10 protein-coding genes and 1 pseudogene are annotated in these 10611 nt (G+C 38.5%); 8 read left to right on the top strand and 3 right to left on the bottom strand.

Annotation, left to right across the window (positions count from 1 at the left end):
- Positions 1 to 71: 71 nt before the first annotated feature.
- The 3 genes from FTU19_RS10335 to FTU19_RS10345 form a co-directional block, all read right to left on the bottom strand.
- Positions 72 to 1790, bottom strand: coding sequence for a flotillin family protein (locus FTU19_RS10335; RefSeq protein WP_179992111.1), 1719 nt, complete (start codon positions 1788 to 1790; stop codon positions 72 to 74).
- A gap of 51 nt (positions 1791 to 1841) precedes the next feature.
- Entirely contained in the window at positions 1842 to 2477 is a 636-nt protein-coding gene (locus FTU19_RS10340; protein WP_004782965.1) for a YqiJ family protein, read from the bottom strand.
- A gap of 270 nt (positions 2478 to 2747) precedes the next feature.
- Positions 2748 to 3290, bottom strand: a complete 543-nt coding sequence (locus tag FTU19_RS10345) for a hypothetical protein (RefSeq protein ID WP_180131071.1) — start codon at positions 3288 to 3290, stop codon at positions 2748 to 2750.
- A 317-nt stretch (positions 3291 to 3607) separates the two neighbouring features.
- On the opposite strand from FTU19_RS10345, the gene cysD reads away from it, so the two are divergent.
- The 8 genes and pseudogenes from cysD to FTU19_RS10385 form a co-directional block, all read left to right on the top strand.
- The gene (gene cysD, locus FTU19_RS10350; protein ID WP_034170514.1) at positions 3608 to 4522 is read left to right on the top strand and encodes a sulfate adenylyltransferase subunit CysD; all 915 of its coding nucleotides are present in this window, start codon (positions 3608 to 3610) and stop codon (positions 4520 to 4522) included.
- A 169-nt stretch (positions 4523 to 4691) separates the two neighbouring features.
- Positions 4692 to 6305 (top strand): sulfate adenylyltransferase subunit CysN, encoded by a 1614-nt coding sequence (gene cysN / locus FTU19_RS10355; protein WP_180131073.1) that lies wholly within the window; start codon positions 4692 to 4694, stop codon positions 6303 to 6305.
- A 109-nt stretch (positions 6306 to 6414) separates the two neighbouring features.
- Positions 6415 to 8535 (top strand): DEAD/DEAH box helicase, encoded by a 2121-nt coding sequence (locus tag FTU19_RS10360; protein ID WP_373684953.1) that lies wholly within the window; start codon positions 6415 to 6417, stop codon positions 8533 to 8535.
- Complete coding sequence (locus tag FTU19_RS10365) at positions 8522 to 9217, top strand: DUF2290 domain-containing protein (RefSeq protein WP_180131075.1); 696 nt, start codon at positions 8522 to 8524, stop codon at positions 9215 to 9217. Before FTU19_RS10360 ends, FTU19_RS10365 begins: the two co-directional genes overlap by 14 nt.
- Before the next feature lie 94 nt (positions 9218 to 9311).
- Positions 9312 to 9827, top strand: a complete 516-nt coding sequence (locus FTU19_RS10370) for a PadR family transcriptional regulator (RefSeq protein WP_180131077.1) — start codon at positions 9312 to 9314, stop codon at positions 9825 to 9827.
- Between the two features lie 9 nt (positions 9828 to 9836).
- Entirely contained in the window at positions 9837 to 10148 is a 312-nt protein-coding gene (locus FTU19_RS10375; protein ID WP_125278733.1) for a DUF3861 domain-containing protein, read from the top strand.
- A gap of 18 nt (positions 10149 to 10166) precedes the next feature.
- On the top strand, positions 10167 to 10427 hold the full coding sequence (locus FTU19_RS10380) for a DUF2798 domain-containing protein (protein WP_180016798.1): 261 nt from the start codon (positions 10167 to 10169) through the stop codon (positions 10425 to 10427).
- Positions 10428 to 10517: 90 nt separating this feature from the next.
- Positions 10518 to 10611 (top strand): annotated as a pseudogene (locus FTU19_RS10385) (IS982 family transposase); the annotation flags it as partial.

A 10611-nucleotide genomic window follows, 5' to 3' on the forward strand; every position in this document is an offset into this window, starting at 1 on the left:
TGAGGGCTTTTTTATAATTGCTGCAAAAGGAGATTAAAGTCTAACTAAATGATAATTCGAAAATTGAGTATTTAGTTATCTATACCAGCTTTAGCTTTCAGGCTTTGAGTCATCCCATTGATGTCACCACCCTGAATGCCTAATTCATTCATCAGGCTATCAATCAAAGGTGCCTGGCTACGATAACGCAAAGCACTATTCACCACCTGATCGGAGAGGGCAACATTGCTACCTTCATGATGGGCATCTGCCTGACAAGAGCCCGCATGTGTGCCATGTAAACCATTCACTTGCAGAATCTTGATGTCATCAATGTTTTCCATCGGCTTAACACTTTCACGAATGATTTCAGGTAAGTATTTCAGCATGGCTAGCCGGATTTGCATTTCCACCTGTTCAGATGACAGTACATTATTTGCTTCATTCACTGCGCGAGTACCTTCAGCATCGACTTGATACTGTTTCTCCATCGCTTGAGCAAGTAATACTTTGGCATCCGCTTCACCTTTAGCTTTCAGGCGAACTTTTTCAGCTTCGGCTTCAGCGGCAATACGAACCGCTTCTGCATCATCAGCTGCTGCCTGTTTGCCAGCTTCAGCTGCAACGGTAATGGCAATTGCATCTTTCTCAGCCTGTTCTTTGGCTGCAACCAGTTCAACTGCTTTTTGACGTTCAGCTTGCTGGATCTGACGGACGGTAACGACTTCTTCTTCCGCTTTAACCGCTTGAGCACGTGCCTGATCAGCTAAAGCTTTGGCTTCAGATTCAGCACGTGATTTTTCTGCAATCGCAATTGCACGATCCTGTTCAGCCAGTTCAATCGTTTTCTTCTGTTCAACTTGGGCTTTTTGAATAAGCTGGGCTTTCTGAATGTTTTCATTTTCAACATCACGAGCCGCCAAAATGCGTTTCAGTTCTACTTCACGTTCAGCAGCAATACGAGCTTCTTCCGCTTCACGTTTTTTTGCAGCTTCCTGAGCTGCAATTTCAGCTAACTGTTCAGCGCGGCGAATCGAAATTTCACGTTCCTGTTGCAGCTTGGCATATTCTTCTTCACGGATAATTTGTAGACGTGCTTGCTCGGCTTCCAGATTTTTGGCTTTAATGGCCAGATCTGTATCCTGTTCAATATGATTACGCTTACGGCGACGATCTTCAATCGTTTCAGTGAGTTTGGTCAAACCTTCAGCATCGAACGCATTTTGTGGATTGAAATATTTAAAGCCAGTTTGATCTAAGCCAGTTAAAGAAACAGTTTCCAGTTCCAGACCATTTTTGTGCAGATCTTCAGATACCACTTGCTGTACTTTTTGTACGAAGTCGACCCGTTTTTCATGTAATTCTTCCATGGCCATTTCAGCGGCAACGGCGCGTAAAGAGTCGACAAATTTCCCTTCAACCAGATTCTTTAATTCATTTGGCGACATGGTCTTTTGACCAAGAGTTTGTGCTGCCGTAGCAATCGAATCAGCCGTTGGTTTCACACGTACATAGAATTCAGCCATGACATCGACACGCATGCGATCACGGGTAATCAGCGCCTGATCATCGGCACGACGGACTTCCAGACGCAAGGTATTCATATTGACTGGAATGATTTCATGTAGCACCGGTAGCACCAAAGCCCCGCCGCCTAAAATCACTTTTTCACCACCCCAACCGGTACGTACAAAGGAAATCTCTTTACTGGAACGACGGTATAAACGCGCAATGATTAATCCGAAGGTGACTAGGCCAACGAATATAATCCCCGCAATAATCAAAACATTATATAAATCAAAATTTAGCATTGTTATAAAGTCTCTTTGGGCAAGCTTAATTTTTATAGGAAATTGGTTTAATTAAAGTTCAATAGCCTGAAAGCCATTTTTAGTTTTTTGAGTCAAAACCACTGTCTGACCTTGATTAAATATTTCATTGCGTTCAGGTTCGACCAGCACATAATGGGTCTTACCATGCTGATCCTGAACTTTGGCCTGAGCAGGGGAGTTAGCTTTGGCATCTCCCAGAATAATCGTGGCGGTTCGTCCGATCAGTTCATCGCTATAGATCGCGATGGTTTCATCCTGAGGCAGAATTTTGGCAGCAAGCACGGACAGCCCACGTACAATCGGCATGCATAAAAATAAACAGGCAGGGGAAATAATCCATGCATTTAAAAGCTGACTGGTAAATCGTTCGAACAGGCCTTGGATCAATAAACCGCTCAGACCATAACTGGTCAGGAAAATAATGAGCCAGATAAAGAGAGGCAGGCGACCCAGATAAAGCCAGTCGAATACTTTATTGAACAGGCCGGTCTGCTGATCAATACCTACTTCCGGATGAAGCGGTTCTTCAGGCAGAAATTGTTCGAACATATTCTGGGAACCACCTCCCAGCATCAGCAAGACACATTCCAAGGCAGCAAACATCAGCATCAGGCTTAAACTGATACTAAATACAATGTTGGAAGGATGAATGAACAGTTCCCACATGAGTTTCTGTCTCTAATTATGGTTTTATAGAAATTTTATGACCCTGTTAAAGATAACAGTTATTAATAAAATTGTAAGCAAAAAACAACAAAAATCCCAATCGGGATAGCTTGATAAAATCCAAAATTTAACAATATGTGATGCGTTTTTCTTAGCTGCAAATAAATGTCGACTATTTTATAGGTGGGCGAATCTGAGGTTTTATCTCAAGAATAGAAAAGCAATTGATATACGTCTGCTTTTCTATTCCTATGTAGATGTATAAAAGCATTAAAGGATGGCGGTCTGGATACGGACTTTCATTTCTAGGGCTTGTTGCAGGATATAGTTCTTCATCCATTGCACCTGTTCGCCCATTGGATTGGTTTTTACTGCAGTCTCCAGAAATTTAAGTTCAGGCTGATTAAATAGTTGTTCATCGAGAGCCTGTTCCAATGCCTGAGTATTTGCAGACAAAGGAAGGGCCACCAAGAAAAAGGCTTTAGGATAGTTATAGAAAGCATAAAGCAGATTGAAAGCTTTTTGATCACTTCTCAGATTGCCGGCACCTATTTCGTAACCTGCCTGCTGGTTGCTATAAGTCATACCGAGCAGGTATTCCCATTGACCGTTCAGCTTACGCAGGCCAAACTGCATGCCAATCTGATCCGCGGTCAATTCATGCTGGATATAAATGTTTAAAGGACTGCCATCTTCAGTATAGGGTTCCTGAAGAACCAAAATATGTTGCTGGTGCTGGTAAATAAAACCGGCAAGTTTTGCCTGTTCCAGACAGGATTTTAAAGTATCTAAATCAAATTCGTTATAAGGCATACATAGTTTATAAATTGGAAGAACTAATCCTACTCTAATTTTTTTTCACCACGATGTGAACTGTCCGTTTAGATGATTAATATATCATTTCATTGCTAAAAGTAATCTTCCAGAGTGCTTTGACTAAACAATCAATTGTCTTTATTTAGCTAAGCTATCAGATTCATAAAAACTGATAGTTGATATTAGTGAATTTTTATATGACGTTTTAATATATGAATATCACAAAACAAGCAATCGTTATGAAAAGTTAATCACTATAATGAATATAAATTTTATAAAGTGTAATAAGTACACGTGTAATACGCAGGTTGTCCATGTCATTAAATGAGGAAAGACTTACTCATCTTAAACAGCTTGAAGCTGAGAGTATTCACATCATTCGCGAAGTTGCTGCCGAGTTTGAAAATCCGGTTATGCTTTATTCAATCGGTAAAGATTCAGCAGTCATGCTGCATTTAGCACTGAAAGCGTTTTATCCTGCAAAACTTCCATTCCCGCTACTTCATGTAGATACCGGCTGGAAATTCAAAGACATGATCAAGTTCCGTGACAACATGGCCAAAGAACATGGCTTTGATCTGATCGTGCATCAGAACAAAGAAGGTCGTGATGCGGGCGTAAACCCATTCGACTATGGTAGCTCTAAATATACTGACATTATGAAAACCCAAGGCTTGAAACAGGCACTGGATAAATATCAGTTTGATGCTGCTTTCGGTGGTGCACGTCGTGACGAAGAAAAATCACGTGCCAAAGAACGTGTTTATTCATTCCGTGACTCTAAACACCGTTGGGACCCTAAAAACCAGCGTCCAGAACTTTGGAACCTTTACAATGGTAAAGTGAACAAAGGCGAAAGTATTCGTGTATTTCCATTGTCTAACTGGACTGAGCTAGACATCTGGCAATATATCTACCTAGAAAATATCAAACTTGTTCCATTGTACTTAGCTGCTGAACGTCCAGTCGTTGAGCGTAATGGTACACTGATCATGGTTGATGATGAGCGTATGCGCCTGAATCCAGGCGAAGTGCCACAAATGAAATCGGTTCGTTTCCGTACTTTAGGTTGTTACCCATTAACGGGTGCGGTTGAATCAACTGCAACAACTTTACCGGAAATTATCCAGGAAATGCTTTTAGCGACCACATCTGAACGTCAAGGCCGTATGATCGATCATGACGAAGCAGGTTCGATGGAAAAGAAAAAGCAGGAAGGTTACTTCTAAGAATCTTAAGAAATCTCCTCCTAAGAATCTCCTTGCGCAGCAGTGCTGCTCACCCTCTTTACCAAAGAGGGGCTTAAAAAAGCGGAGGAAAGTCCTCCTTTAGTAAAGGAGGATTTAGGTGGATTTGAAGATTAGAAACGATTTCAACGTATTTGTGGAGCTATGAGCGATGTCTCACCAATCAGAACTTATTAGCCAAGATATTTTGGCTTATTTGAAACAGCACGAAAATAAAGACTTATTGCGTTTCCTGACTTGCGGTAATGTGGATGATGGTAAATCAACCCTGATCGGCCGTCTGCTTTATGATTCAAAACTGATTTATGAAGATCAGCTGCAAGCCGTGACTCGTGACTCTAAAAAAGTGGGTACTACTGGCGATGCACCTGACTTGGCGCTTCTTGTAGATGGTCTGCAAGCTGAACGTGAGCAAGGTATTACGATTGACGTGGCTTACCGTTATTTCTCTACTGAAAAACGTAAGTTCATCATTGCCGACACCCCAGGGCACGAACAGTACACTCGTAACATGGCAACTGGTGCGTCTACTGCGGATCTTGCAATTATCCTGATCGATGCGCGTTACGGTGTTCAGACTCAAACACGTCGTCACTCATTTATTGCGAGCCTTCTAGGTATTCGTAATATTGTGGTTGCAGTGAACAAAATGGACTTGGTTGAATTCTCTGAAGCACGCTTCAATGAAATTCAGGCTGAGTACAACAAGTTCGTGGATCAGCTGAGCGATCGTAAACCTGAAAATATTGTATTCACGCCAATTTCTGCATTGAACGGTGATAATGTTGTAAACAAATCACCAAATACGCCGTGGTACCAAGGTCAGACCTTAATGGAGACTTTGGAAACTGTAGAAATTACACGTAATACCAGCAAAGACGAATTCCGTTTCCCAGTTCAGTACGTTAACCGTCCTAACCTCGACTTCCGTGGTTTCTGCGGTACCATCGCACTGGGTGAAGTGAAAGTTGGCGATGAAATTGTTGCGCTGCCATCTGGCAAGAAATCAACAGTAAAAGAAATCGTGACTTTTGACGGTAATCTGGATCATGCTGTTGCAGGTCAGGCGATTACATTAACACTGAACGATGAAATTGATATTTCACGTGGTAACGTGTTGGTGAAAGCTGGCGAACAACCACTGATTTCACGTTCTGCACGTGCGTCTGTAGTGTGGATGAACGATCAACCGCTCGTGGTTGGCAAACTTTATAATGTGAAGTTTGGTACTCAAACTATTCCAGCGAAAGTTGCGAAAATTAACTACCGTACCAATGTCAATACATTGGAAAAACTACAAGTAGAGCAGCTGGATCTGAATGCAATTGCTGATGTGACCATCGAATTTGATGCGCCAGTGGTATTTGACCGTTATCAAGACAGCCGTTACACCGGTTCATTCATTTTCATCGACCGTCTAAGCAACGTGACTGTTGGTGCGGGTATGGTTGAAGCTGCAGTGGAATGGACTGCACACAATGAACCTGTAACTGCTGAAGCACGTGCTGCACGTTTGGGTCAAAAACCTGCTGCGGTGACAGTAACTGCAAAAGCACTGGAAAATGCTCAAGCACTTGAAAGCCTGTTGATTCAACAAGGTGTGGTTGCAATTGCGAAAGCGGGTCTAACTGCTGAACAGGTTGCACTTGTACGTGAAACTGGTGTGGTGGTGATTACTGACCTTGCAGAAGGTACAGATGTGACTTACGCACAAGAAGCAGTTGAAGAACTTGCTGAGAAAATTGTGGAATTGATTCGTCTATAAGACTAGATTGATTCCTAGAAAGACCCGCTTATCAGCGGGTTTTTCTTTTTTTTTAATCAGTTAATATTGTAAGATACCAAATTAAATTTATATTTTTTAGGATTTTCTAGTGACAATAGAAACAATAATAGCAACAGAATTGAATCCTTCAGGTTTAGATAATGCTTTGATTGACTACATCAACTCTTATGATAAAGAGTTAGGATTGGAAGATGGCGTTTTATACTACGGATTTCCGGTTTTTAAAAATTATGAAGAGCAAATAATAAAAACAAATTTTTTATTGGTATCAAAAAAAATAGGTGTCCTACTATTATCTACATCGACAGACCATCAAATTGAAGAAAAGTATGAAGCTTTAGAAGAAACCTTTAGCCATGTGGATAGTATGTTAGTTAAAAGTGCCACACTTCGAACTAGAAATGGTAAGAAAGGCCGTAAATTAGTTTTTGAAATAGATGCACAAGTGTTATGTGAGGGATATTCGGGTTCACAAGATGTGCTTAATTCATTAGAAAATTTAAGCGATTTTATAAAAGAAAAAAATGAAGAATTAACAGATGAGCATTTGAATGAAATACGCTCAATTTTGGAAGGTGCAAAAGCTCTATCAAAGCCTTCAAAAAGAACCGCTATTGTTGAAGATGAAAAAAATAAACTTAATATATTAATTAAATTAGAAGATGAAATTATAAATTTTGATGCTGAGCAAAGAAAAGTAGCGATAAATTTGATTAATGGACCACAGCGAATTAGAGGATTGGCTGGATCTGGTAAAACAATTATTTTAGCAATGAAAGCTGCCTATATTCATCTACAATATCCAAATAAAAAAATATTATTTACATTTTATACAAAAAGCTTATATGTCTTGATTAAAGAGGTGATAGGTAAATTCTATAGACATTTTGCTAGTAGTGATCCGGATTGGAGCAATATTGATATTCTCCATGCTTGGGGTGGGTATAAAGTTGATGGAGTTTATTTTAATAGTGCAATTGAAAATGATACTCTTCCGATCTCATTAGATAAAGCAAAAAGCTTTAATAATTATGATCCCTTTAAATATGTTTGTAGCCAAATAATTAATAATGATATTAAACAAAAATATGATTATATATTAATTGATGAGGCACAAGATTTGCCAGATGAGTTCTTTAGACTATGTTATAAATTATTAAAAGGAAATACCGCAGCGGAAAAAAATATTGTATGGGCTTACGATGATTTGCAAACTATTTTTAATATTTATACAAGAACGCCAAAAGAACTTTTTGGAACTGATACTCAAGGAAAAGCATTAATAGATTTAAATCTCTTAGCTAGAAATTTATCTTGGGGACAAAAAAATGATCTAGTTTTGCATAAGTGTTATAGAAACCCACTGCCAATTCTAGTTACTGCTCATGCACTAGGCTTTGGTTTATATGATAAACCTGTACAAATTTTAGAGAATTTAGATCATTGGAAAGATGTTGGCTATGAGTTAGAAAGTGGAACTTATCAAGAGGGCAATGATGTGGTGCTTTCAAGAAATCCTGAAAATAGCCCATTATCTATTAATGAATATCAAACAAAAAGTGATTTGTTAAAAACTTTTGTTGCGGAAAATATTAATCAAGAAGTCGAATTTATAAAAACAGAAATTGAATACTTCTTAAGTGAAGGGTTGAAGCCAGAAGATATAATGGTAATTTCATTAGATGATAGAAATGCAAAAAATTATTTTAGAAATCTATCATCAAAATTAAGTGATATAGGTATTTTAACAAATAATGTATTAACAACCTACTCAGAAAATCCACCTTTTAAAATTGAGAAAATGGTTACATTGTCAACTGTTCATCGAGCGAAAGGTAATGAAGCCGCATGTGTTTTAGTCTTAGGTATTGATGCTATGTATCAAGCAAAAGATTATAGAAGAACTAGGAATAAAATTTTTACAGCTTTTACAAGAACTAAGGCTTGGTTGAGAGTATCAGGCATTGGGCAGCATGCTAGACATTTTGAAAATGAAATCAATATTAGTCTAGAAAACTCACCAAAGCTGATGTTTAAAGTTCCAAATAAGAGAGAGTTAGAGCATCTTCAACGCGATTTAGGTTCTAAAGCTATGCAGCTGCAATTGTTTAGAGATGAATTTAAAAAATTACAAGATGTAGGTATGACAAATCAAGAAATTGAGGAAGAAATGCAAAGATTAATGGGGGGGAGTGATGACGGATATTGATATCAATGCAAATATTCGTAAAGTTGCTTCATTGGCTGCAAATCTAAAGATTGATTTGCAGCACGGTGCTCGGGTGTCACTGCAAGTTTCAGATGAATTAAAAAAGATTGCTAGAACAAGTATTTATTACAAAGATTTATATAACCGTATAACCGATTATGCTGAATTTAACCTCATGTTAATTGATAGATCATGTTTTCAATTTTTTGAAAAAAGAAATAAATTTGGTCAACAGGAGTTACGATATGCTTATTATCCAAATCCATACAAATTTGCAGAATTTCAAAAAGAATTAAAAGATTGTAATGAGCTCTTGGAGCAAAATATATTAACTCAACAAGAGTATGAGCAATTTATTAGTGAAGCTATTTTTACTCATGACATTCCATCAATACGATATGATTATTCCCCAAGCCAATATAATAAGAATTTCCACCCAGCTTCTCATTTTCATATTGGTTTTCATTCAGAGAATAGATGGCCAATTTCAAGAGTTTTAACTCCATACACTTTTTTTCTTAAAATATTAGCAATGTACTATTCTGATGTTTGGATAGAAAATTTTGAACACTCATCAGCTATTACTTTAAATGATCTATTTCAAATTTCTAAAAATGAAAGTTATCGTGTTCCAGTAGAGTTCTTCGGTGAAGAAGATGAAAAAAGGCTTGTAGTAACTTAATTATTCTTATAGTTGATAATAGTAAAAGAGGCATTGAGGAAATTTAAAACAGTGTTAAGATATATCTTAATTAAATTTAAGATATATCTTTGTCATGTCTAAAACTCCTGATTCTGTTCTAACAGAAGAACGAGAAAACTCTCCCAAGCCCCGAAAACGCCTCTTTGAAGCAGGTGAAATGAAACTGCTGGTGCTGCATTTTATTGCCCAATCACCTAAGTATAGCTATGACATTATCAAAGAGGTGGCGGCCTTAGTTGGCGGAAACTATAAGCCGAGTACAGGTACGATCTGCCCAACAATTAACTATCTTGAAGAACAGCAATATACCCAAGTGATCATGAGTGTGGATGAACGTAAGCAATATCACATTACTGATAAAGGTCGTGAGCATCTGAAAGATAATCAGGAAACTCTACAAAGAGTTCTTAGCCGTTTTGAAACCCGTCGCCGCATTCAAGAAGATGAGCGCTATATCGATATCCATAATTCAATGGAAAGCCTGAAAGCTTCACTACGATTCAAACTGCAAAATGAACTTCGTCCAGAGCAGATCAGTGATATTGCTGCCCAGATTGAACAGGCTGCAATTAATATCCGTCAACTGTAGGAGCAGGACATGAAACAACATCTCTATGAAGTGACTGTTCAACATCTGGCTGATGCCCAAGGTAATCCATCAACCTATACTGAGGAGCTACAGTTTCAGGTGGGTAATCACGATGACATCTTTAAAATACTGGAAAAACTTCAAGCCAGTCAGTTGCTAGATGAGGAAAGTACCAAAGCATTTGTTATCGGCTTAAAACTGTTTAGTGAAGTCATGCTGGAAAATAAAGAGTTGCCACTCTTCAAGGAATTCCTGCCGCAATTTGCCCAGTTTATGAAATCCTTAAAACAGACAGTGAAAGCCCAAAGTGAAGAACAGTAAGTATTCTAAAGGTCATTTATGAAAAAGAATCTCCCAAAATTTCACCCAAAACATCTGAACTGGTTAATGCCCTTAATCCTTTCCGGCATTATGAGCGGTGCGATTTCCTGCTTTAATATGCTGCTGAATAGAGGTTGGAGCGATGCGTTTATCTCGCTATGGTTACATGCTTGGGGGCTGTCATGGCTGGTGGCATTTCCACTGATTCTGCTTGTATTGCCGCTGGTACGCAAATTCCTGATGCAGTTTGTGCAGATGTCAGATCAATCTGCTAAATAACCCGAATCGCGGATAAAAAATTGACTTGAAAAATAAGAGGACTAGAGCCATCAGTTGAGTTACCACACAAAACTTAAAACTCTAGTCCCGATGTTTAATAGTACCGAATTATTTTGCGTAATTGATGATTTCTTTCTTAAATTTGAAGCAACCTACTGGAATTTCCTTAAACAAAGTCGTCGTT

The sequence above is a fragment of the Acinetobacter sp. YH12072 genome (genome assembly GCF_013419565.1).
Classification (GTDB): domain Bacteria; phylum Pseudomonadota; class Gammaproteobacteria; order Pseudomonadales; family Moraxellaceae; genus Acinetobacter.